At 51.2% G+C, this 20,575-nt stretch carries 26 protein-coding genes and 1 tRNA gene; all 27 read left to right on the top strand.

The window, feature by feature from the left end; genetic code table 11:
• The first annotated feature begins 2 nt into the window (after positions 1-2).
• The 27 genes from NNL21_RS04975 (at position 3) to NNL21_RS04845 (ending at position 20,296) form a co-directional block, all read left to right on the top strand.
• Positions 3-581, top strand: a complete 579-nt coding sequence (locus tag NNL21_RS04975; protein WP_204816316.1) for a lysophospholipid acyltransferase family protein — start codon at positions 3-5, stop codon at positions 579-581.
• Positions 582-679: 98 nt separating this feature from the next.
• Positions 680-1,930 (top strand): 30S ribosomal protein S1, encoded by a 1,251-nt coding sequence (rpsA, locus tag NNL21_RS04970; RefSeq protein ID WP_204816315.1) that lies wholly within the window; start codon positions 680-682, stop codon positions 1,928-1,930.
• 229 nt (positions 1,931-2,159) lie between these two features.
• A complete protein-coding gene (locus NNL21_RS04965; RefSeq protein WP_204816314.1) occupies positions 2,160-2,783 on the top strand; it encodes a YphA family membrane protein in 624 nt (207 codons plus the stop codon).
• Positions 2,784-2,786: 3 nt separating this feature from the next.
• Complete coding sequence (locus NNL21_RS04960) at positions 2,787-3,713, top strand: YIEGIA family protein (protein WP_204816313.1); 927 nt, start codon at positions 2,787-2,789, stop codon at positions 3,711-3,713.
• Positions 3,706-3,891, top strand: a complete 186-nt coding sequence (locus NNL21_RS04955; RefSeq protein WP_204816312.1) for a capping complex subunit for YIEGIA — start codon at positions 3,706-3,708, stop codon at positions 3,889-3,891. The genes NNL21_RS04960 and NNL21_RS04955 overlap by 8 nt, the downstream gene beginning before the upstream one ends.
• 161 nt (positions 3,892-4,052) lie before the next feature.
• Complete coding sequence (gene der / locus NNL21_RS04950) at positions 4,053-5,375, top strand: ribosome biogenesis GTPase Der (RefSeq protein WP_204816311.1); 1,323 nt, start codon at positions 4,053-4,055, stop codon at positions 5,373-5,375.
• 165 nt (positions 5,376-5,540) lie between these two features.
• Positions 5,541-6,134, top strand: coding sequence for a glycerol-3-phosphate 1-O-acyltransferase PlsY (gene plsY, locus NNL21_RS04945; RefSeq protein ID WP_204816310.1), 594 nt, complete (start codon positions 5,541-5,543; stop codon positions 6,132-6,134).
• A 10-nt stretch (positions 6,135-6,144) separates the two neighbouring features.
• Positions 6,145-7,167: an NAD(P)H-dependent glycerol-3-phosphate dehydrogenase gene (locus NNL21_RS04940; protein WP_204816309.1), complete on the top strand. Its 1,023-nt coding sequence runs from the start codon at positions 6,145-6,147 to the stop codon at positions 7,165-7,167.
• A 63-nt stretch (positions 7,168-7,230) separates the two neighbouring features.
• The gene (locus NNL21_RS04935) at positions 7,231-7,506 is read left to right on the top strand and encodes a stage VI sporulation protein F (RefSeq protein ID WP_204816308.1); all 276 of its coding nucleotides are present in this window, start codon (positions 7,231-7,233) and stop codon (positions 7,504-7,506) included.
• 180 nt (positions 7,507-7,686) lie between these two features.
• Positions 7,687-7,857, top strand: a complete 171-nt coding sequence (locus NNL21_RS04930) for a DUF2768 family protein (protein WP_305880686.1) — start codon at positions 7,687-7,689, stop codon at positions 7,855-7,857.
• A 62-nt stretch (positions 7,858-7,919) separates the two neighbouring features.
• Positions 7,920-8,543 (top strand): nucleotidyltransferase family protein, encoded by a 624-nt coding sequence (locus NNL21_RS04925; protein ID WP_204816306.1) that lies wholly within the window; start codon positions 7,920-7,922, stop codon positions 8,541-8,543.
• On the top strand, positions 8,540-8,881 hold the full coding sequence (locus NNL21_RS04920) for a 2Fe-2S iron-sulfur cluster-binding protein (RefSeq protein WP_204816305.1): 342 nt from the start codon (positions 8,540-8,542) through the stop codon (positions 8,879-8,881). Before NNL21_RS04925 ends, NNL21_RS04920 begins: the two co-directional genes overlap by 4 nt.
• Before the next feature lie 18 nt (positions 8,882-8,899).
• A complete protein-coding gene (locus NNL21_RS04915) occupies positions 8,900-9,631 on the top strand; it encodes a YphF family lipoprotein (RefSeq protein ID WP_204816304.1) in 732 nt (243 codons plus the stop codon).
• A gap of 344 nt (positions 9,632-9,975) precedes the next feature.
• Positions 9,976-11,454, top strand: coding sequence for a stage IV sporulation protein A (gene spoIVA / locus NNL21_RS04910; protein ID WP_204816303.1), 1,479 nt, complete (start codon positions 9,976-9,978; stop codon positions 11,452-11,454).
• A 734-nt stretch (positions 11,455-12,188) separates the two neighbouring features.
• Entirely contained in the window at positions 12,189-12,464 is a 276-nt protein-coding gene (hbs, locus tag NNL21_RS04905; RefSeq protein ID WP_204816302.1) for a non-specific DNA-binding protein Hbs, read from the top strand.
• Between the two features lie 164 nt (positions 12,465-12,628).
• Positions 12,629-12,705 (top strand) — tRNA-Pro (locus NNL21_RS04900).
• Between the two features lie 89 nt (positions 12,706-12,794).
• Positions 12,795-13,019 (top strand): trp RNA-binding attenuation protein MtrB, encoded by a 225-nt coding sequence (gene mtrB, locus NNL21_RS04895; RefSeq protein ID WP_204816301.1) that lies wholly within the window; start codon positions 12,795-12,797, stop codon positions 13,017-13,019.
• Between the two features lie 121 nt (positions 13,020-13,140).
• Positions 13,141-13,695, top strand: a complete 555-nt coding sequence (locus tag NNL21_RS04890) for a hypothetical protein (RefSeq protein WP_204816300.1) — start codon at positions 13,141-13,143, stop codon at positions 13,693-13,695.
• A gap of 133 nt (positions 13,696-13,828) precedes the next feature.
• Entirely contained in the window at positions 13,829-14,683 is an 855-nt protein-coding gene (locus tag NNL21_RS04885) for a heptaprenyl diphosphate synthase component 1 (protein WP_204816299.1), read from the top strand.
• A gap of 22 nt (positions 14,684-14,705) precedes the next feature.
• On the top strand, positions 14,706-15,425 hold the full coding sequence (locus tag NNL21_RS04880; RefSeq protein ID WP_204816298.1) for a demethylmenaquinone methyltransferase: 720 nt from the start codon (positions 14,706-14,708) through the stop codon (positions 15,423-15,425).
• Entirely contained in the window at positions 15,422-16,297 is an 876-nt protein-coding gene (locus NNL21_RS04875) for a UbiA-like polyprenyltransferase (protein WP_204816297.1), read from the top strand. Before NNL21_RS04880 ends, NNL21_RS04875 begins: the two co-directional genes overlap by 4 nt.
• Positions 16,291-16,941: a UbiX family flavin prenyltransferase gene (locus NNL21_RS04870; RefSeq protein ID WP_204816296.1), complete on the top strand. Its 651-nt coding sequence runs from the start codon at positions 16,291-16,293 to the stop codon at positions 16,939-16,941. The genes NNL21_RS04875 and NNL21_RS04870 overlap by 7 nt, the downstream gene beginning before the upstream one ends.
• The gene (locus NNL21_RS04865; RefSeq protein ID WP_204816295.1) at positions 16,904-17,764 is read left to right on the top strand and encodes a menaquinone biosynthesis protein; all 861 of its coding nucleotides are present in this window, start codon (positions 16,904-16,906) and stop codon (positions 17,762-17,764) included. The genes NNL21_RS04870 and NNL21_RS04865 overlap by 38 nt, the downstream gene beginning before the upstream one ends.
• Positions 17,761-18,735, top strand: coding sequence for a polyprenyl synthetase family protein (locus tag NNL21_RS04860; protein WP_204816294.1), 975 nt, complete (start codon positions 17,761-17,763; stop codon positions 18,733-18,735). The genes NNL21_RS04865 and NNL21_RS04860 overlap by 4 nt, the downstream gene beginning before the upstream one ends.
• A gap of 29 nt (positions 18,736-18,764) precedes the next feature.
• Positions 18,765-19,208, top strand: coding sequence for a nucleoside-diphosphate kinase (gene ndk, locus NNL21_RS04855; protein ID WP_204816773.1), 444 nt, complete (start codon positions 18,765-18,767; stop codon positions 19,206-19,208).
• Between the two features lie 68 nt (positions 19,209-19,276).
• Entirely contained in the window at positions 19,277-20,059 is a 783-nt protein-coding gene (locus tag NNL21_RS04850; protein ID WP_204816293.1) for a CheR family methyltransferase, read from the top strand.
• A gap of 69 nt (positions 20,060-20,128) precedes the next feature.
• Complete coding sequence (locus NNL21_RS04845; protein ID WP_204816292.1) at positions 20,129-20,296, top strand: hypothetical protein; 168 nt, start codon at positions 20,129-20,131, stop codon at positions 20,294-20,296.
• Positions 20,297-20,575 lie beyond the last annotated feature (279 nt).

The following is a 20,575-nucleotide window of genomic DNA, read 5'->3' as shown; positions in this document are numbered from 1 at the left end:
CTATGTTATACAGCATCTGCCGCAGCCTACTCCGTTTCATCTATGCCGTGCTGTTCCGGTTTGAAGCTAGCGGGCTTGAGAATATTCCGGCAACAGGGCCGGTCGTGCTCTGCTCGAACCACATTAGCCTGCTTGATCCTACGACAGTCGGGACCAAAGTAAGCCGCAAGGTTCATTACATGGCGAAGGCGGAGCTGTTCAACGTGCCGCTATTCGGTTCGTTCATCCGCGAACTCGGCGCTTTTCCCGTTAAGCGGGGTGGCGTAAGCAAGGAAGCGATTCGCTCTGCGATTGCTCTGCTGCAAGAGGGCGGCGTGATGGGGATCTTTCCCGAAGGCACACGCAATGCGTCGGCAAGCGGCATGGGCAAGAAGGGCGCGGCCATGATTGCCATGCGCAGCCAAGCGACCGTGATTCCGGTAGCCATTATCGGAAATTACCGCATATTCAGCAAAATGAAAATCCGTTACGGTCAGCCGATCGATTTGACAGCCTTCATACAAGATTCTTCTTCCGACGTGCTGGATCGAGTAACAGATGCCATTATGGAGAATATTCGCGAAATGGTTCGCAAAGGTTAATCTTTTATTGTTTTAGACGGTGCGTGAAGCAGAGCTGATTCAAGTTTGTGAGCGTACGTTTAAATAAAGTTGGGGTATGAATTGAGGAGGTATTTCAAATGTCAGAAGAAACAAATGTGCAAGAATCCGCACCAGCGGAAACGATCAGCCAAGAAGCAATGGATAATTTCGTGTCCGTTAAGAAGGGCGACACGGTAAAAGGTACGATCGTCAAGATTGAAGATAACCAAGTGTTCGTTAGCCTTGGATATAAATATGACGGCGTCATTCCGCTTCGCGAACTATCCTCGATACAGCTTGATAACGCAGCTGAGGCTGTTGAAGTCGGCCAAGAAGTCGAGCTTAAAGTAGTAAGTATTGATGACGAGAAGGAAAAGCTTGTTCTTTCCAAACGTCAAATCGACGGAGAACGCGCTTGGGATGAACTTCAAGCACGTTTTGACAACGGCGAAGTATTCGAAGTCACTGTTGCCGACGTCGTAAAAGGTGGACTCGTCGCGGACATCGGCGTTCGTGGTTTCATTCCTGCATCCATGGTTGAGCGTCATTTCGTAGAAGATTTCAGCGATTACAAAGGGCGTACGCTCCGCGTAAAAGTGAAAGAAATCGACCGCGAGAACAATAAAGTGATTCTCTCCCAAAAAGAAGTACTCGATGCCGAATTCGAGCAAAACAAACAAAAAATCATGAGTGACCTGCAAGTAGGTCAAGAGCTGGAAGGCACTGTACAACGTCTGACGCCATTCGGCGCATTCGTTGATATCGGCGGAATCGACGGCCTTGTGCACGTTTCCGAGCTTTCATGGCAGCATGTTGCGCATCCGAAGGACATCGTTTCCGAAGGTCAAGCGGTTCGCGTAAAAGTGTTGAAGGTTGATCCTTCTTTGGGCAAAATCAGCCTCAGCATGAAAGCAGCTGAGCCAGGCCCATGGGAAACAGCAAGCGACAAGTTCAATACCGGAGATATCGTAACGGGTACGGTTCGCCGTATCGTAACATTCGGCGCATTCGTCGAAATCGCACCGGGTGTAGAAGGCTTGGTTCACATCTCTCAACTGGCGCACCGCCATGTGGCAACCCCGCATGAGGTCGTTACCGAAGGCCAAGAAGTGAAAGCGAAGGTTCTTGACTTCAACCCAGCCGAGAAGCGTGTTAGCTTGAGCATCAAAGAAACGGAAGAAGCGCCAGAGCAAGCGCCAAGAGCCGAAAGAGCTCCGCGCGGCGATCGTGACCGCGACCGTGGACCAAAAATTGAGAAAATCGACAACCCGAATGTAAGCCTGAGCAACGAAGGCATGAGCTTTACGCTTGCTGAACGTTTCGGAGACAAACTCAGCAAATTGAAATAAATCGAACCGTCTAAGCGGTTATGAGCCGCCCCTGCAGCAGTCTTCTGCCGCAGGGGCGGCTTTTTTATCTTTTATAGAAGGAACGGTTCTACAGAAGAATTTCGATACACACAAGGGGAAGAAACGAATTTGGGCGCCAAAAAGCGGTGCGATTCGTTTCTTCTTGTTTTTATCGATTAGGAGGAGGGGATGAAGCGCATAATAGGTAAATCGAGAGGTGATATGCATAATGAACGAGGGTTATACCGCAATATGGCTGCTGTCTATCGGACTCATTCTGTACTGGACAGGATGGCAGCGCCAAGTGGCTGGCCGTATCACGGGCTCGTCTATCCTGATTTACTTATTAGGAGCTTCTCTGCTTCATCCAGTAAACATCCCGATTGGCTTCGATATCGCCTTGCGGGGAAGTGCGGTATGGGCGTTTGCCGCTGGCTTCGTTGGGGTCGCGGCGGTCCGGAACGCCATGCAGACGGTATTCGTTATCCTATGTGCGATGCTGGCTGGCTCCGTATGGCTCTGGATTCGATATATGTACGTATCCGATCCAGTCTTCATCTTAGTGAATCCGGGCTGGGACGGCCCGCTTGTAGCGGGTTTGCTGGCGGGTCTTCTAACCGATCGGTTTCGTTACCACTATGCCATTGTGATTTTTGCCGCGACAATAGCCGTATTCAGCGGCATAGTTGTACGACATACCTCCATCATGATCGGAAATCCCGCGTGGTGGGATGGCGCAGCCATTGGGCTCGTCGTCGCTCGCATCGCTTGGAATGTGAAAGTCGGATTGCGTTATTTGGGAGGCCGGATCGCTGAAGGTCATTGGCGGCGGCAGCGGGGAGGGAGCTCATAATCCATGTGGGAGCAGCTTAAATCGGGTCAACCACACCATGTGCTATACGGCATATTGCTCGGACTTGCTTTCGGAACCTGTGCACGGCTGCTCATGCTGAGGACGGATTATCGGCAGTATCCGACCTATCCTCATGGGCGGATCATTCATATTTCACTCGGTGTCATCGCCGCTGCACTGGGTGCAGTCGCCGTTCCGGCATTATATAAGAAGGACTACACGGCTATTACTTTCCTCACGCTGGCCGCGCAGCAATTCCGGGATGTTCGTAAGATGGAGCGGGAAACGCTGTCGAAAATTGATAGTCAGGAGCTGGTTCCGCGGGGAGCGACCTATATTGAAGGAATTGCGATGGTATTCGAGGGCCGCAACTACTTGGTTATTCTATCCGCCTTGCTTACCAGCCTTGCCTCCATATCGCTTGGCGTACTTTACGGTGTGGCGGCAGGGGTGCTGTCGCTATTTATCGTAAGAGCCTTAAAATCGGGGAAGACCATCTCCCATATCGCCCGGGTGGATATAGCTCCAGTTCGGATTGACGGGCCGGATTTGCTTGTGGATGACGTCTATATCATGAACGTGGGGCTGTCATCCAATCAGGCTCTGATTGCCAAACGGGGAATCGGTTTAGTGCTGACCCCCTTTAACGCGAACGGAAAAGCGACCCTGAGCAATCTGGGACAGCGGCAAGCGCTCCTCTATGATTTGTCTACGATTCTGGGGGTATATCGCGATGACGGAGAGCCGGCATTGGTTCCGATGGCCAAGCTGGATATGAACGATGGCCGGTTAGCGATATTTCTAATTCCGCAGGAGCAGGATGAAGAAAAGGCTAGAGCAGTTGTAGAGCGGGTCCCCATCCTAGAGTCGGCTGTTCGTATGCCAACGGAAGCAAGCGTGAACCAAGGGAAGGAGGGACAAAATGGCTAGAATCGTGGCTATTGTCACAACAGAAGGGGATTCCGTAGCCGGAAGTGCCCCAATCTTTGTGGAAGCGGATGCAAATAAACGCGAATCGACCGCTTTTTTGTTGGAAAAAATATTAGATGCCAGCACGCATGATTTAAAGAATGGAACGTTTATTTTGGTCGATCATAAGCAGGAATGAAATGTTAGCCAAGGCCGCTGTTTTTTGCTATGATGGTAGGCGTGAGTAATTTGATAAACGTTCGTTACCGTTAGTCATGCATAAGTAAGGGATGGTTTACGATTCCTTTGTGGAGCAAGGCTTTATGATACGATTACGTTTACGCTTGAGGAGTGAAGTCGATGTCTAGACCCATTATCGCCATAGTAGGGCGGCCGAATGTGGGGAAATCTACGATCTTTAACCGTGTGATCGGTGATCGGTTAGCGATTGTGGAGGACAAGCCCGGCATCACACGGGATCGTATTTACGGTACCGGAGAATGGAATGGCAGAGCCTTCAGTATTGTGGATACCGGGGGCATTGAAATTGATGGGGAAGATGAGATCATGAAGTCAGTCCGCATGCAAGCGGAGCTGGCTGTTGAAGAAGCGGATGTCATCATTTTCATGGTAGATGCCAAAGCCGGGTTGACCCATGCGGACGACGAGGTCGCACAGATGCTGCTGCGATCACGTAAACCGATTGTCGTAGCTGTCAATAAAGTCGATAATTTAAATCGGCATGACGATATTTACGAGTTCTATAGCCTTGGATTCGGTGATCCGATTCCGATTTCCGGCTCGCACGGTATGGGAATCGGTGATTTGCTCGATGCAGCAGTTGCGCGATTACCAGAAATCGAGGAGGAGCATTATGAGGATGACGTCATTCGGGTTGCGTTGATCGGACGGCCGAATGTCGGGAAATCATCGCTGGTCAATGCGCTTCTTGGTGAAGAGAGAGTGATCGTCAGCGATGTGGCAGGTACGACGCGAGATGCGATCGATACCCCATTCGAACGTGACGGCCAGAAGTATGTCCTGATTGATACGGCAGGTATGCGCAAGCGCGGCAAGGTATACGAGACGACGGAAAAATATAGCGTCATGCGTGCCTTGAAGGCTATTGAACGCGCTGATGTTGCATTGATTCTCATCAACGGCGAGGAAGGCATCATCGAGCAGGATAAGCATATTGCCGGGTATGCGCATGAAGCCGGGAAAGCGTCTATATTTGTTGTAAACAAATGGGATGTCATCGAGAAGGATGACAAAACCATGCAGCAGTTCACGCAGCAAATGCGCGATCATTTCCTGTTCATGACCTACGCTCCGGTCGTGTACCTATCGGCTAAAACCAAGCAGCGCTTGCATAAGCTTCTTCCAGTCGTTAATCATGTGTCAGAGCAGCATACGCTGCGGATTCAAACGCATCTGCTTAACGACGTTGTTTCGGATGCGATTGCACTGAATCCGCCGCCATCGGACAAAGGAAGACGCCTCAGGATCAACTATGCGACACAGGTTGCCGTGAAGCCGCCAACGGTCGTGTTGTTTGCCAACGATCCTGAGTTGATGCATTTCTCGTATCAGCGTTATTTGGAGAATAAAATCCGCGCAGCCTTTGATTTTGAAGGCACACCGATCCGCATCTATACCCGGAAAAAATCGGACGAGGATTAGGTGAACGGCTTAAAGGCTGGAAAGAACGATAGCATAGCAAGTCAGTGTCCAAAGGGGTTCTGTCCGTAGGAGCCCTTTGGGTGTTTTTTTTAAGTAGGGGATCTGCTTGGAATTTCGGGGAATTAGCAAAGAAGGTCCGGCAAGGTTTAGGGGGAGATAACGACGGTGTTGACAGTTATCGGAATTCTGATCAGTTATTTAATAGGTTCCATCTCATTCAGCATACTAATTGCCAAATGGGTGAAAGGCATTGATATCCGCAATCATGGCAGCGGGAATGCGGGTGCGACGAATACGCTTCGCATACTCGGCAAGGGCCCGGCCATTGCCGTGTTTCTGCTTGATATCGCAAAAGGCGTTGCCGCTGTCATGATCGGCAGCCTTCTAGCCAGTGACGATTGGACTCCGGTTCTTTGCGGGCTTGCTGCCATTGCAGGCCATAATTGGCCGATTTGGTTTGGTTTTAAAGGCGGTAAGGGGATTGCGACAACGGTTGGCGTGATTATGTCTCTTGCACTCGTCCCTGCATTGATTGCAGGCGTGATCGCGATTATTTCGATCGTAATCACCCGGTTCGTATCGCTCGGTTCACTCATTTTTGCCGCGCTTACACCGGTGTTCATCTGGCTGATGGACAAATCTATGCCGTTATTATGGGCGAGTCTCATCATTTGTTTATTCGCTTTCTTGCGTCACCGGAGCAACATTGTCAAGCTGCTTCAAGGCAATGAGAACAAGCTGGGTGTGCGAAAAGGGTAAGGGGGTACACATGACAAAACGAAAAGCGGCGGTATTGGTTGCGGGCAGCTGGGGAACGGCACTGGCAACCGTGCTCGCTGATAATGAGTATGAAGTAACGATGTGGTCCCGCAACGAATCACAAGTTGAGGAAATCAAGGTTAACCATACGAACAGCAAGTTTTTTACCGATTTAACGCTGTCAAGCGCCATTACGGCAACGACAGATATGGAAGCAGCGGTGTCCGGGGCGGAGCTGGTGCTGTTCGCAGCCCCATCCATTGCCATGAGACAGGTTGCCCGGCAGGCAGCTCCCTACATAGACCAGGAAGCCCTCTGCGTTCATGCTACAAAAGGCTTTGAAACGGGAAGCTTAAAGCGGATGACGACCGTTCTGGCCGAAGAGCTGAAGACGGATCCGAAGAAGCTTGTCGTTATTTCGGGTCCGAGCCATGCGGAGGAAGTCGTCAAGCGCCAGCCGACTACGGTCGTAGTTGCGGCGGCATGCCAGCAAGCGGCTGAGCAAGCGCAGGATGCTTTTATAACCCCATTCTTCAGAGTATATACGAATCCGGATGTTACCGGTGTCGAGGTTGCGGGTGCGATCAAGAACATTATTGCGCTGGGCGCAGGTTTATCGGACGGACTAGGATTCGGAGACAATGCCAAGGCGGCGCTGCTGACACGCGGACTCGCGGAGATTTCCCGGCTGGGAATCGCAATGGGCGCTAATCCGTTGACGTTTGCGGGTCTTGCAGGCGTAGGAGACCTGGTGGTCACCTGTACCAGCAAACACAGCCGTAACTGGCGCGCGGGAGCGATGCTTGCTGAAGGGCTGCCATTGGACGACGTGCTGGAACGTATGGGCATGGTTGTCGAGGGCGTGCGCACGACGAGCGCTGCACACGAGCTGGCTGTGACATACGATGTTGTGATGCCGATTACCGAGCAGCTCTTCCATGTCTTGTTCGAAGGAAAGTCACCTAGGACGGCCGTCGAGGATTTAATGGGCCGTGGACGAACCCACGAAATGGAAGACATCGTGGCCCCTTAAACGCCTACACCAATTACTTCCTCTCCTCATATGATGCTAGAAGCACTTGTTAGGAGGGGAAGTATGAGCGACAAAAATTTATCTAAAGACGTATTAAGCGCCGTCAATAAAAAAACTGGCAAAGTGATTTCAGAGAACGCCGTTAAGAAACTCGCCAGTGGCGTAACAGCGCAAACGATGCAGAACGAAGCTGAGCTCCGTCAGTTGATCAAACAAGTAGCGGCTATGGCTAAAGTGCCGGTAGCAGAAGGAACGATCAACGACATTGTCAGCGCCGTTAAGAAGAGCGGCATGACTATGGGCAACGTGGAAGCGCTGATGAAGATGATGATGAAATAATAAGGGATTAAGGACAGAAGCGAAGGCGCGCCCGGCTATTGCCGTCAGCATCCGCCTGCGCTAATGTCCTTTTTCTTAATCCAAAAGGAAGACGGGCTTAAAGTAGCCGCAGGCAGGAGACAAATGCTATAATAGAACGAATATTCATCGGACAAGGTGGCGTGAATCAACGTGGATGCAATGACAAAAATGTGGGTATCTTTAATCGGGATTGGGTTAATGGCTTTGGCGGCTGTTCTGATCACATGGGCGCGTTACAAATTTAAAGGCATTATCCGGTTTATCATGTCGTTAGTCGCATTTGTGTTTCTGGTTGTAGGCGGAATTCTCGGTTTTATTTCTATTCTATAAGCTTCAGTCGATCTACATAGGGCAAGGCATAATTAAATGCCAAGCAGGCTGTTCCTTATATTATGATTGTAAAGGATGTGGTGCGGGTGGAGGAAGCAGAGCCAATCCGCCGGGCACTGGCCGTTATCGCGAATGCGGCGTCGGCTGCAGATGCGGTGTGGCTCGTCGGCGGCAGCGCAGGGCTAATGCTGCGCGGACTGAAGCTGGGTCAACCGCCCCGCGACTTGGATTTGTATGCTGACAGCGAAGATGCTGCGCTAATTCATCAAACATTGCGGGAGTATGCCGTAGATGAGCCCCAAGTAAGCATCAGTCAATTATACCGGTCGGAGCTCAGTCATTATCGAATCCACGGCGTGCAGGTTGAATTAGTCGGTGGCTTCGTCATTACAGCAGACCCTAACAGGTATGTAGTCGAGATCAAGGATGTGCTTGATGAACTGAGTCAGCCCGTTGCTTGCAAGGGGCATATGATTGGCGTCGTTCCGCTCGCGCATGAATTGTGGTTTAATGTATTGCGCGACCGAATCGACCGTATTCAACTGATCGCGGATGCGGTGCGCAAGAACCCCCAGGCTCATATGAAGGCATTCCAGCAGATTGAAGCGCGTAATCGATTCTCGCAGGATATGGTTAAGCAAGTGCATGCTTGGATAGGTCAAGATGAAACGGAGGAGCTGCAGTGAATGTTGACATCACGTTTCTTCCGTCCGGCCGCACGGTTACGGTGCGCGCCGGAACCTCGGTGCTCGATGCTTCCAGGAAAGCAGGCGTCCCGATCCGTACCCGGTGCGGGGGCAAAGCGGCCTGTCTGATGTGCAAGGTCGTAACCAATGGCGTGGGCTTGACTTCGCTTAGTGAAATTGAACGCCGCAAGATAGGGGAGCTCGAAAGGCAGGGAATAAGACTCTCCTGCCAAACGAGGATTACCGGGCGTGCGACGGTCGAGGTCCCCGAGGATCCGCTCAAGGCTGCGGTCCGAAAACAGCTGATGCGGCAGGCTGAAGAGGATGATTTATGGTAAATAGGAGGACGTATAATCATGTTTCGATTAAAAGGCGCGATGTCTGCGCTTCTCATTGCCATCATGGCAACAGCTCTTTCCGGATGCTTATATCCAGATGACCAGCTGGAGCAAAATCAAAGACCGGCGAAGGATTCCATTCTGAATGTGCAGACCATTGTCGATCAATATCAGAAGGATACCGGATTGCTGCCGATCCAGAACAGCAAGCCGGATACCCCGATGTACGAAAAGTATCTGGTGGACTTCGATAAGCTCCAGCGGATGCAATATATAAGCGATATCCCAGCTAATGCCTTCGAGAAAGGCGGAAGCTACTACTACTTGATTATCAATGAAGAGACCGATCCTACGATTAAGCTTATGAATCTCGTCATCTATCAACGGATCAATGATATTCAGAATTCTATCAAAACCTATGCGGGCAAGAATGGCGGCAAGCTTCCAGAAGGGGATTCTGTGTATCCGGGTTTCAAGCGCATCGACTATACAAAGCTCAGTTTGAATGAGCCGGACATCCGCAGTGTATTCTCCGGCCAAACACTAGGAACGATGATGGACGCAAAGGGCTTGGTGTACGTCGATTATGGCATCGACCTTACCCAGGTGATAACCAAGCAAGAGGGCGCCAAGCCAGGCCCAGAGCAGGACTTACGTGAAATTCTCGTCGCCAATTCCGATTTTGTACCCGTGAAGTCGGCCGCTTATTATCTTGTCAATGGTGAGCCGCAGGCCGCGGCAAACAAATAACGCAGCCGCTCAACAGGTATCCCCTGCACGTTTTTCGTGCAGGGGTTTTTTCGCGTTTCCGTATATTTTTGGCATAGGGAAGCTCTTTCTCTCATATATCTCAATCTTGGAAGGCCGGAACCTTAAGGAACGGGCAAGAACGAAAGATTTTAAGAAAGTAGTCGTCATATTTGGGACATTCGCGCAATAAGCTATTACTAGTCCAAATTCATGTACGAGTTGCGTCGCCGCCCTGGCTCCTTAAGCGGCGGAGGCGGCGAACCCTGACGACTACACAGCAGGAGGAAACGCGGCAGTAACGGTACGTCCATGTACTGGCGAAATTCGATTGGGAGGGGATATCAGTGGAGAAAGTGGACATTTTCAAGGACATTGCCGAACGAACCGGCGGGGATATTTACCTCGGCGTTGTCGGTGCGGTCCGCACAGGCAAATCAACCTTCATCAAACGGTTCATGGAGACGGTTGTTCTGCCGAACATTACGAACGATGCCGATCGCGTGAGAGCGATTGATGAACTGCCTCAAAGCGCGGCAGGCAAAACGATCATGACGACAGAGCCTAAATTCGTACCGAACCAGGCTGTACAGCTGCGTGTCGCCGAAGGCCTTGATGTTAACATCCGCCTCGTAGATTGTGTAGGTTATGCGGTGGACGGAGCAAAAGGCTATGAAGACGAGAACGGCCCGCGAATGATTACGACGCCTTGGTTCGAGGAGCCGATTCCGTTCCAAGAAGCTGCTGAAATCGGAACGAGAAAGGTCATTCAAGAGCATTCTACGCTTGGTGTCGTCGTGACGACAGATGGAACGATTGCTGAAATTCCCCGCAGCTCCTATGTGGAAGCCGAAGAGCGTGTCATCAACGAGCTGAAGGAAGTCGGCAAGCCATTCGTGCTGATTGTGAACTCTACGCGTCCGCGGAGTGATGAAGCACTCCAGCTGCGAAGCGAGCTGCAGGCGAAATATGATATACCGGTCATGACGCTGAGTGTAGCCAGCATGGGTGAAGAAGATGTCATGTCCGTATTGCGTGAGGTTCTTTATGAGTTCCCCGTTCACGAAGTGAACGTCAATCTACCGAGCTGGGTCATGGTACTGAACGACCAGCATTGGCTGCGCAGCAACTATGAGCACTCGGTACGGGATACGGTCAAAGATATCCGCCGTCTGCGGGACGTAGACCGGGTTGTCAGCCAGTTCATGGATTACGACTTTATTGCCCGCGCGGGACTAAGCGGTATGAATATGGGCCAAGGCGTTGCGGAGATCGACCTGTATGCGCCGGACGAACTATATGATCAGATTCTGATGGAAGTCGTCGGTGTCGAGATTCGGGGCAAAGATCACCTGCTCCAGCTCATGCAGGAGTTTTCACATGCGAAACGGGAGTATGACCGGTTTCAAGAAGCGCTTGAGATGGTCAAAACGACAGGATACGGCATCGCGGCACCTACGCTTGCGGAGATGGAGCTCGATGAGCCGGAATTGATCCGTCAAGGCTCGCGATTCGGCGTCCGATTGAAAGCGACTGCGCCATCGATTCATATGATTCGGGTCGATGTCGAGTCGGAATTCGCGCCTATAATTGGAACGGAGAAGCAAAGCGAGGAGCTCGTGCGATACCTTATGCAGGACTTCGAGAACGACCCGATCAAGGTGTGGGATTCCGATATGTTCGGCCGTTCGCTCCATTCCATCGTAAGGGAAGGGATACAAGGAAAAATCGCGATGATGCCGGATAATGCGCGCTATAAGCTGCAGGAAACGCTCGGACGCATCATTAACGAAGGTTCGGGTGGATTAATCGCCATCATACTTTAAGCTGGAGTCAGGAGGCACGCCCGCGGGCGCGCCTCCTCTTATTTTCACAAAATAATGAAATGAATCATAAATGGGCTGCTTTGTTTGCATTTTTGTCGAGAGACTCCTATAATGATCAGATATTCTTGTTCGACGATGAGAGCTCCGCCTTGGTCATCATAGCGAATTGTGTGTCATGCTAACTTATCAGGGACTTGCTTGCGCTGCCGCTTGGCTCTACAGTATCGCAGGGAACCCGTGCAGCGTCTGTACGAAGAGTGAGGGGGGAATGATGTGTATCATTCGTTACGCTGCTCTCAGAGGCTCTCAGGTGGCTTCATCTCTTCATTTGCTTCACGTACATAATCATATTCTGGATTGGCTTGCAGCGATCCCGACTATCACAAGACAACGGCGACAGATGTATGTGCACCCAATACCGGCGGCTAGCATTCTCACTTCTGTCACAAGCTTCTACTTTCATCCAATTCAGCCGTAAAATGATGAAAAAATCTAGGTCTGACGCGGCAAAACTTGTGCTCCCTCTTGAAATTCTAAAATGACTGTATTACTATAAGTTTGTTCATGGTTCAGCAGGAATGGGTTTCACATCTAACCATTTTCTGAATCATTGCCCCGGCGAGCGCCGCTAACATCAGGCAGCGATTCGCTTCTTCCGGGACTTGAAGGTATATTTTTGTACGTTTCGGTTAAACAGAATGATAATGAAGCGCTTGTAAGGGGAGGTGAATGAAATGAACAAAACGGAACTAATTGCGAAAGTGGCTGAATTGACCGACCTTTCCAAGAAGGACGCTTCGAAAGCAGTTGACGCTGTATTCGATGCGATCTCCGACGCGCTGCAAGGCGGCGACAAAGTTCAACTTGTCGGATTCGGAAACTTCGAGGTGAAAAGCCGCGAAGCTCGTAAAGGACGCAATCCGCAAACAGGTCAGGAGATCGACATTCCTGCGAGCAAGATCCCTTCGTTTAAAGCGGGTAAATCGTTGAAGGATCTCGTATCCCAATAATCATCTGCGGCTGACCGTCGCTAACGTCCGAATGCCTAGGCATTCGGACGTTTTTTTTGTGCAATACTATTGACTTTGGGAGGCAAATCCAGTAGACTCATCATTGCAGTTCTCGGGTAGTGAGGCAAGCGTAAACGTACGCCAGCCGGTGTCCCGGTTCTTGTCGGGTGTTAGCTCAGCTTGGTAGAGCGCTACCTTGGGGTGGTAGAGGTCGCCAGTTCAAATCCGGTACACCCGACCATGCATACAATAAGCCATAACTGCCGTCCTGATGAATTTGTTCGGGAGGCAGTTTTTTTCAATGATAACGTGATGAGAGGAGATGCGAGAATGAGTGATTCGCAGCTGAGCGACTACATCGTCATTAAAGCTAAGGCGCAAGGCGTTCAAGTGATCGGCTTGACACGCGGGATGGATACTAAATTTCACCATACCGAGAAGCTGGATAAGAACGAGGTGCTGATCGTCCAGTTTACCGATCATACGTCGGCTATCAAAATTCGCGGCAAAGCCACAATCACAACGAAACACGGTGTCATCGATACCGAGGAATAGATGCCGCACCACGCCTTTTGCATACAACGTTTCCTGTTCCGAGCGTCCAAGCAGGCATAGCCTGCTTTTTTTCTTTGTACAATAGAGAGTAGGACATTCGATGTACGGAGGCGTTCGAGATATGCATATTGGAAAAAGATTCCTTGCGTCAGCGGCAGTCGCTGCCCTTGCAGCGGCCTTGCTTCTTCTAATACCGCTTGGCAATCCGCGAACGGACAGGGATCGCGATGAGCTGGCTGTTTTCCATTCGGCGCCAATCACGCGGATTAGCTACGACAATCTGGTCGACTCGATGATTGGTTTGCGCCTGTCGCTGCCGATTCGGAAGGTCGATTGGAAACAGGCCGTCTTGTCGCTCGATCTATCGGTGGAAGGAAGAACGGAGGATTCGCAGGGATGGATGGCAGATTTGGAGCGGCTGCTGTACTTAGCATTCGTCCAGACGGACAATGTGAACCGGGTGCTCGTCCGTTTTGTCGCCGACGCGGATCCACAATTCGCATCGCAGAAGACGTCATTGTATGCTGCCGTGGACGTTCGCCGTTCTGACACATGGATCGAGACGGATTTGTCAGCCCTGGACAGCGCTCAGCCGCGGACGGATTCCTTATGGAGACAGCGGCTTCGGATGACATTCACCCCGTTGGGCGGACAGGTAAGCGGACAAGCGGATTAGGGTGCCAGGTAGAGCCCTTTATTTGCAGCGATTGAGCCGTCCCAGGCTTGTAGCGCAATGAAAAACAACATGCTATAATAATTTAGATTATAGAACAGCAAGACTTTCGCTGCTCTGCCCGGAGGCTTGACGGATGAAACCGAACAGAATACACGAAATGGCAAAAAAATATGTAGACTACGACATGATTCAAAAGCATACCGAACTCCCGGCCTTTCCTGATACGCGGATTCGGCTGCTTTTCGCTTTTTTAGCCAACCAGCGCACGCCTCTGATGCACAGCGAACTGTATTCACTTGTTGTATCCCTTGTTCAACTTGGCATGGATACCCACGACGGGATCGATTCCGATTCGGGGCGCATGAACGAACGCGAGATGCGTTCCCGCCAGTTGAAGGTGCTAGCCGGCGACTACTTCAGCAGCCGGTTTTTTCAACTTTTAGCCCAAGCCGGACAAATTGATATGATTCGCCTTATTAGTGATCGCGTCTGTGAAGTGAACCGGTTAAAGATCAATCTCTACATGAGAATGAAGCAGTTGAAACTGACCGCGGACGACTATTTGAATCAATGTGTTCAAGTGAAGACGGAAGTGTTCCATTCGTTCACGGGCATTCTCGAAGAGAAGTTCGTAAAGCCGTGGTCGGAGGTTCTTCATGGCGTCGGCCGCTGCGAGGCGGTTTTGGATGAGCTTGTCAAGAGCGACAGTCCCGACACGTTCACAGGGAGCTGGGGGTACTGGCATGTCCTGAGCGAGGGCACAGAAGATGAGAAGCGGAAGCTGGCCGAGAGGAATAGCGAACCGACCTTTATTCAAGCGTTGTTAATGAAGTACGATATTCGAAGTCAATTGGCCGAGAAGCTGAAACAATCCGCCATGAGCATTCAAGCGGCGGCGGCACGCCTGGATTCCGATAAGCTCGTTCGCGAGCTGATGCAAATCGGCGAATCATTCATGCGTCCGCTCGTGCCGGCCGCGCGGCTCTAAGCGAAAGAAGGTGAAGGAACAGATGCAGTCGAATTCGAAGGAACAGCATGTCCACTCTGTATTTCAAAGCATAGCGCCAAAATATGATTTAATGAATGATCTGCTGAGCTTCCGCAGACATAAGGCATGGCGGAAGTTCACCATGCGCAAGATGGGAATTAAGCAAGGGGACTCCTCCATCGACTTATGCTGCGGCACCTGCGACTGGACGATCGCACTCGCTCGCGCAAGCGTGGACGGGTCGATTGTCGGTCTTGATTTTAGCCGCAATATGCTCGATATCGGCCAGGGCAAGATTGAGCAGGAAGGCTTGGATGGCCAAATATCGCTCCTTCATGGCAATGCGATGGAGCTTCCATTCGAGGACAACCGCTTTGACTACGCCACGATCGGTTTCGGGCTTCGCAATGTGCCGGATCTGGTGCAGGTGCTCAAAGAAATGAAACGCGTGGTGAAGCCGGGCGGGCAGGTCGTCTGTCTGGAATTGTCCAAGCCGATTCATCAGCCGTTCAAGTCGGTCTATTATTTCTATTTCGAACGTATTTTACCGCTAATGGGCAAGTTGGTCGCGAAGCGGTATGAGCAGTACAAATGGCTCCCGGAGTCATTGAAGACATTCCCGGATTTAAACGAGCTCGCGGAGATTTACCGTGAAATCGGCCTCCGGAACGTACAGGCTTATCCGCTGACCGGAGGGATTGCTGGCCTGCACATCGGAACGAAGGGAACGGACGGAGCATGATTCGCAAATTACGCATATTTCTAGAGATGATCAAGTTTGAGCACACCATCTTTGCCCTGCCGTTCGCTTTCATGGGCGCCCTGCTGGGAGCGGTCGTCATGGAGAAGCGACTGCCGGAATGGAGCGAGATTGGTTGGATTCTCCTGGCGATGATCGGTGCGAGAAGCGCTGCCATGGGGCTCAACCGTGTCATTGACAGTGCGATTGACAAGCGGAATCCGCGGACAGCCAAACGGGCGATTCCGGCGGGTCTGCTGCGTATCAGTGAAGTGCTGCTGTTCAGCTTGATCTCATTCGTACTTTTATTTCTGGCTTCGTCGCGTCTGGAGCCCATCTGCATGCAATTAATGCCGATAGCGGTGTTTATGCTCGTGCTGTATTCCTACACCAAGCGGTTCACTTGGCTTTGCCATGTTGTGCTGGGGCTGACTATTGGACTTGCGCCGCTTGGAGCATGGGTGGCTGTAACAGGTTCATTCGATTTATCGGCATGGATACTCTATGTCGCCGTTGTGTTCTGGCTGGCCGGCTTTGATATTATTTATGCCTGTCAGGATTTCGACTTTGACCGGAAGGACGGGGTCCATTCCATTCCAGCCCGATTTGGACTTAAGAATGCACTAAGAATGGCACGCGCCTTTCATGTCATCACCGCGGTAGGCTTCTTCCTATTGTTTGCATCAACCCCGCTTAGCTGGGGCTATCTGATTGGTACGGTGATTGCGGCCGGTATTCTGTTCTACGAGCACTGGCTCGTGAAGCCTAACGATATCAGCCGTGTACAGACCGCCTTCTTCACGATGAACGGCGCGCTGAGTACGGTATTGTTCGTCTTCACGTTGTTTGACTTGGTGGTGCTCCGTACATGGTAAAGCCACCGGAGGCCCGTTGGGCAGTAGGCATAACGGGCGCCAGCGGAGCCATTTATGGTATTCGCCTCATTGAGATGCTCATCAGCGCCGGAGTCAAGGTACACCTTGTTATTACGGAAGCGGGCTGGCGGGTACTTAAAGAAGAACAAGGATGGGTAACGGCGAAGCGGCAGTCGGCGCTTGAGGCTAGATTCGGCGATGCAATGGCATCGGGCTCCCTGATCTACCATCCCAATGCAGACATAGGCGCTTCGATTGCAAGCGGTTCTTTCCGTGTGGAGGGTATGATCATTATGCCATGCTCGATGGGAACGCTCGCGTCGATCGCGCATGGCAGCTCCGATAATTTGATGACCCGGGCTGCGGATGTTATGCTGAAGGAAGGGCGGAAGCTTCTGCTGGTGCCCAGGGAAACGCCTCTCCACGCCATTCACTTGGAAAATATGCTGAAGCTTACCAGACTGGGCGTCAAGCTCATTCCAGCTATGCCGGCCTTCTACTATGGGCCGCAGTCGATGCAGGACATGATTGACTTTCTGGTTGGCAAAGTGCTTGATCAAATACCAATAGATCACGATTTGTACAGAAGATGGGGAGATGAGCAGCATGGGGCTAAGTCGCCCGATCACCATCGGACGGATTGATTATGCGAATGTATGGCCAATTTTTCATTATGCGGAGGACAAGCTTCCACAGGACCGCTTTGTTGTTATACAACGAGTACCGTCAGAATTAAATAAAGCAATCCGTGAAGGAGAGCTGGATATCACGTCGATGTCCTCCTTTGCATACGCACAGAACGCGGACGACTATTTACTTCTGCCAGACCTGTCTGTCAGTGCCAAAGGAAGAGTTAATTCCATTCTATTGTTCATGCGCGAGCCGCTGGAACGCGTGCTGCAAGGACGTATTGCTATGACGGCTACATCGGCCACTTCGGTCAATCTGCTGAAAATTATTATGTCATTGTATTACAATGCCAATCCATCCTATATCACCATGGAGCCTTCGCTTGACAATATGCTGGAGCAGGCCGATGCCGCGCTTCTCATCGGGGATACGGCCATTAAAGAGTCCCTGCGTAATGAAGGGATGACGGTTATCGATCTTGGCGAGCTATGGAAAACGTGGACAGGCTTCGGAATGACATTTGCTCTGGTTGCCGTACGCAAAGAAACAGCAGCGGCTGATCCCGAGGCTGTAGCTCAAGTACTGCGTGTACTGACCGAGAGCAAACGGAGGAGCCTGAGCAATCTCGATCCGCTTGCGAGCAAAGCATGCGAGCAGCTGGGAGGAACCATGTCGTATTGGAGCCGTTATTTTCAAGAGCTTCATTACGATTTTGGACCGGACGAGCAAAGCGGCTTATCATTATACTTCGATTATGCGAAGCAACTTGGATTGCTGGACACGACCGTCCGGATGCAGGTTATCGAAGACCAAACAGCCATGCAGGTGAACGAATGAAACTACTTGATCTATATGCCAAAATGAAAGGCGATCTCGATGTCATTGAACGGGAGCTTGCGCGCAGCGTCACATCTGACCATGCGCTGCTTACCGAAACATCGACTCATCTGCTGAAGGCGGGCGGAAAACGGATCCGCCCGGTCTTCGTGCTGCTCGCGGGTAAATTCGGGCATTACGAGCTGGACGTGCTGCAGCGGATCGCGGTTCCGCTCGAACTGATCCATATGGCGTCACTCGTACATGACGATGTCATCGACAATGCCGAGACGCGTCGTGGCCAGCTAACCGTCAAGTCAAAATGGGATAACCGGATTGCGATGTATACGGGCGATTATATTTATGGCAAAGCGCTCGCCATCGTCACCGAGCTGAGCAATCCTTTGATCCATCAAATTTTGGCCAAAGCGATGGTGCAGATGTGTATCGGCGAGATGGAGCAGATCCGCGACTTCTTCAATACGGAGCAGTCTATCCGTGATTATATGCTTCGCATCCGCCGCAAGACCGCGCTGCTGATTGCCATCAGCTGTCAATTGGGAGCCGTGGCATCGGACGCTGAATGGCCGATCGCGAATCGGTTGTACCGGTTCGGTTATAATGTGGGCATGGCGTTCCAAATCCGTGACGATCTCTTGGATTTGCTTGGCACGGAGAAGCAGATCGGCAAGCCGCCGGGCTCGGACATCAGACAAGGGAATATCACCCTGCCTGTGCTGCTGGCGCTGCGCGAGAATGATATCCGCGAGCGGCTTCTAAGCGAGATCAAGCAAATTCGTCAAGCAGACGGAGAAGGGGATACGAAGCCCGCGTTGAAACTAATACGCAAGAGCGAAGGCATTCAAATCGCGGAGGCTATGGCGGACCGTTATATTACGAAAGCCATCTCGGCGCTTGACGGTATGCCGAATATCCCGGCTAAGAAGAATCTGACGGACATCGCTCATTTTGTAGCAAAGCGCAATTACTAGTCACTTGTGACACAGGGAGGTTTTTGATGATGGAAAGAACATTTCTAATGGTAAAGCCTGACGGTGTGCAGCGCGGTCTGATCGGCGAGATCATCTCGCGCTTCGAGCGCAAAGGCCTGCAGCTGGTTGCCGCGAAGTTTATGATGGTGACGCCCGAGATTGCCGAGCGTCACTACGCAGAGCATGTAGGCAAGGATTTCTATCCGCCGCTAGTCGATTTTATAACCGCCTCTCCGGTATTTGCGATGGTGTGGCAGGGAGACAATGTCATTGCGCTATCGCGTGCGCTCATCGGGAAGACGAATGCACTGGATGCGGCGCCTGGAACGATCCGTTCCGATTATGCCGTACATACGAATTTCAACCTCATACACGGTTCGGACTCGGCGGAAAGCGCCGGCCGCGAAATCAGCATCTTCTTCGGACCGAATGAATTGGTTGACTACGAACAAACGATTCAACGCTGGATTTAATTTACTGTCGTTCAGCTCGATCGTGAAGGAAAGTCATTGGACAACATGTGTCGGCGGAGGGATTTCGGTTGGAAGACCTGGATTTCGAACAGTTTATTAAGCACATCAAAATGAAAACCGATATCGATCTTTCGCAGTATAAAGAAGCTCAGATGAAGCGGAGGCTTACGACGCTCCGCTCGAAGTACGGCTTTACCTCCTTCGCGGCATATTGGGACGCGATGCAGCAGGATTCTAAGCTGTTCAATGAGTTTCTGGATCGCATGACGATCAACGTGTCGGAGTTTTGGCGGAATCCAAACCGTTGGGAGACGCTGGAGCAGAAGTTTCTGCCAGAGATGCTGAAGAGCGGAGGACGCTTGAAGCTGTGGAGCGCTGCTTGCTCGACCGGCGAGGAGCCTTACACGCTGGCTATGATTGCGGGGCGTCTGGGCATACTCGATCGAACGACGATACTCGCGACGGATTTGGATAACGTAGTGCTCCAGAAAGCCATGCAGGGACAATATCATGAACGCTCGGTTCGTGATGTGCCGGCGGCTTATCTGGGTCAATATTTAATTAAGAAGGATCAGGATCTATACGAGGTCGATGATCGGCTGAAGAAGATGATTACGTTCAAGCAGCAGAATCTGCTGCAGGATTCATTCGATACCCAATTCGATTTAATCGTATGCCGCAATGTGATGATCTATTTTACCGAAGAAGCGAAGCAGAAACTTTATCACAAATTTTCAAAGGCACTGAAACCTGGCGGGCTGCTGTTCGTTGGCAGTACGGAGCAAATTTTCAGTCCTTCCCAATACGAGCTCGAATCGGTTGAAACGTTCTTCTACCGACGCTGCATCTAATGCGCGGTGTATACGGTCTTCCATCTTCTCCGATACTAATGAGTAATTAGAGATATCTGGAGGTTGCGTATGGATAAACGGAAGGTCATCGCGGCATATCGCCGGGGATTTATAACCGTGCAGGAATGCGCGCAAATATTGGGACTTGATAGCGGACAATTACCAAGTCTGATGAGTGATCCATATTATGCTGCCGATGCTCAGACGAAGAGCAGCAAGCAATCGATCAATGGATAGCATAATCATTCTAAGAGCTGTCGAACGTGCGGAGGCCTTGCACGTCCGACAGCTTTTTTCTATGTTTGGAGGCGCTGCGCACAGAAGCCAAGAATGGCGGAAAAGCTTGCAATTCCTTGTCAAACCGGCAAGGCTATACTATAATGAGCAAAGATGTTTGGGCACATAATTAGACGCAATTATACATAGTGGGACGGATAAGGCAAGGAACGGATGGAAGGTATGGAAACGACCGCGTGAGCGGATGGTGCCGCCCCATTGCGAGTCTGGCGCTGCCGT

The organism is Paenibacillus mendelii (assembly GCF_024498075.1).
GTDB classification, from domain to species: domain Bacteria; phylum Bacillota; class Bacilli; order Paenibacillales; family Paenibacillaceae; genus Paenibacillus_Z; species Paenibacillus_Z mendelii.
The sequence above is the reverse complement of the archived record's forward strand: the minus strand, read 5'-3'. Positions and strand labels throughout refer to the sequence as shown.

Coding starts and splice junctions, on each gene's coding strand:
- NNL21_RS04915 (WP_204816304.1), top strand. CDS start 8,900: ATGTTTCGATTAAAAGGCGCGATGTCTGCGCTTCTCATTGCCATCATG.
- NNL21_RS04875 (WP_204816297.1), top strand. CDS start 15,422: ATGATTCGCAAATTACGCATATTTCTAGAGATGATCAAGTTTGAGCAC.
- NNL21_RS04890 (WP_204816300.1), top strand. CDS start 13,141: ATGCATATTGGAAAAAGATTCCTTGCGTCAGCGGCAGTCGCTGCCCTT.
- der (WP_204816311.1), top strand. CDS start 4,053: ATGTCTAGACCCATTATCGCCATAGTAGGGCGGCCGAATGTGGGGAAA.
- NNL21_RS04975 (WP_204816316.1), top strand. CDS start 3: ATGTTATACAGCATCTGCCGCAGCCTACTCCGTTTCATCTATGCCGTG.
- NNL21_RS04955 (WP_204816312.1), top strand. CDS start 3,706: ATGGCTAGAATCGTGGCTATTGTCACAACAGAAGGGGATTCCGTAGCC.
- NNL21_RS04965 (WP_204816314.1), top strand. CDS start 2,160: ATGAACGAGGGTTATACCGCAATATGGCTGCTGTCTATCGGACTCATT.
- NNL21_RS04865 (WP_204816295.1), top strand. CDS start 16,904: ATGGGGCTAAGTCGCCCGATCACCATCGGACGGATTGATTATGCGAAT.
- NNL21_RS04940 (WP_204816309.1), top strand. CDS start 6,145: ATGACAAAACGAAAAGCGGCGGTATTGGTTGCGGGCAGCTGGGGAACG.
- NNL21_RS04880 (WP_204816298.1), top strand. CDS start 14,706: ATGCAGTCGAATTCGAAGGAACAGCATGTCCACTCTGTATTTCAAAGC.
- NNL21_RS04845 (WP_204816292.1), top strand. CDS start 20,129: ATGGATAAACGGAAGGTCATCGCGGCATATCGCCGGGGATTTATAACC.
- NNL21_RS04930 (WP_305880686.1), top strand. CDS start 7,687: ATGACAAAAATGTGGGTATCTTTAATCGGGATTGGGTTAATGGCTTTG.
- rpsA (WP_204816315.1), top strand. CDS start 680: ATGTCAGAAGAAACAAATGTGCAAGAATCCGCACCAGCGGAAACGATC.
- NNL21_RS04925 (WP_204816306.1), top strand. CDS start 7,920: ATGATTGTAAAGGATGTGGTGCGGGTGGAGGAAGCAGAGCCAATCCGC.
- ndk (WP_204816773.1), top strand. CDS start 18,765: ATGGAAAGAACATTTCTAATGGTAAAGCCTGACGGTGTGCAGCGCGGT.
- NNL21_RS04935 (WP_204816308.1), top strand. CDS start 7,231: ATGAGCGACAAAAATTTATCTAAAGACGTATTAAGCGCCGTCAATAAA.
- mtrB (WP_204816301.1), top strand. CDS start 12,795: ATGAGTGATTCGCAGCTGAGCGACTACATCGTCATTAAAGCTAAGGCG.
- NNL21_RS04860 (WP_204816294.1), top strand. CDS start 17,761: ATGAAACTACTTGATCTATATGCCAAAATGAAAGGCGATCTCGATGTC.
- NNL21_RS04960 (WP_204816313.1), top strand. CDS start 2,787: ATGTGGGAGCAGCTTAAATCGGGTCAACCACACCATGTGCTATACGGC.
- NNL21_RS04885 (WP_204816299.1), top strand. CDS start 13,829: ATGAAACCGAACAGAATACACGAAATGGCAAAAAAATATGTAGACTAC.
- NNL21_RS04870 (WP_204816296.1), top strand. CDS start 16,291: ATGGTAAAGCCACCGGAGGCCCGTTGGGCAGTAGGCATAACGGGCGCC.
- hbs (WP_204816302.1), top strand. CDS start 12,189: ATGAACAAAACGGAACTAATTGCGAAAGTGGCTGAATTGACCGACCTT.